The 934-nt window shown below is 64.3% G+C and carries 1 protein-coding gene; it reads left to right on the top strand.

Features of this window, described 5'->3' with window-relative positions; all coding sequences use genetic code 11:
* Positions 1 to 934: acyltransferase domain-containing protein (locus AQI95_RS43725; RefSeq protein ID WP_159056766.1), on the top strand; the 934-nt coding region annotated here is incomplete at both ends.

Raw genomic sequence — 934 nt, 5'->3', positions numbered from 1 at the left:
GGGATGTGGTGTTTGTGTTTCCGGGGCAGGGGGCGCAGTGGGTGGGTATGGCGGTTGGTCTGTTGCGGGAGTCGGTGGTGTTTGCGGAGTGGATGGGGAGGTGTGGGGAGGCGTTGGCGCCGTTTGTGGGGTGGTCGTTGGTTGATGTGTTGGGTGATGAGGAGGCGTTGGAGCGGGTTGATGTGGTGCAGCCGGTGTTGTGGGCTGTGATGGTGTCGTTGGCGGGGTTGTGGCGGTCGGTGGGTGTGGAGCCGGTTGCGGTGGTGGGGCATTCGCAGGGGGAGATTGCGGCGGCGTGTGTGGTGGGTGGGTTGTCGTTGGAGGATGGTGCGCGGGTGGTGGCGCGGCGTAGTCAGGTGATTGCGTCGGGTTTGGCGGGTGGGGGTGGGATGTTGTCGGTTGCGTTGCCGGTGGGTGTGGTGGAGGGGCGGTTGGGTGAGGGGTTGTCGGTTGCGGCGGTGAATGGTCCGTCGTCGGTGGTGGTTGCTGGTGTGGTGGGTGCGTTGGGTGTGTTGGAGGAGGAGTTGCGTGCGGAGGGGGTGAGGGTGCGTCGGGTGGCGGTGGATTATGCGTCGCATTCGGCGGAGGTGGAGCGTGTGGAGGGTGAGTTGGGGGAGGTGTTGGCGGGTGTGTCGGGGGTGTCGTCGGGTGTGCCGTTCTTTTCGACGGTGACGGGTGGTGAGTTGGATACGGCGTTGTTGGATGGGGGGTATTGGTATCGGAATTTGCGGGAGCGGGTGTGTTTTGAGGGGGTGGTTGGTTCGTTGTTGGGGTCGGGGCGGCGTGTGTTTGTGGAGGTGAGTCCGCATCCGGTGTTGGGGTTTGTGTTGGCTGAGTCGATGGGTGCGGTGGGTGTTGATGGTGTGGTGGTGGGTTCGTTGCGGCGTGGTGAGGGGGGGTGGGATCGGTTCTTGCGGTCGGTGGGTGAGGTGTT

Source organism: Streptomyces yokosukanensis, assembly GCF_001514035.1.
In the GTDB taxonomy this organism is placed as follows: Bacteria; Actinomycetota; Actinomycetes; order Streptomycetales; family Streptomycetaceae; genus Streptomyces; species Streptomyces yokosukanensis.
The sequence above is the reverse complement of the archived record's forward strand: the minus strand, read 5'-3'. Positions and strand labels throughout refer to the sequence as shown.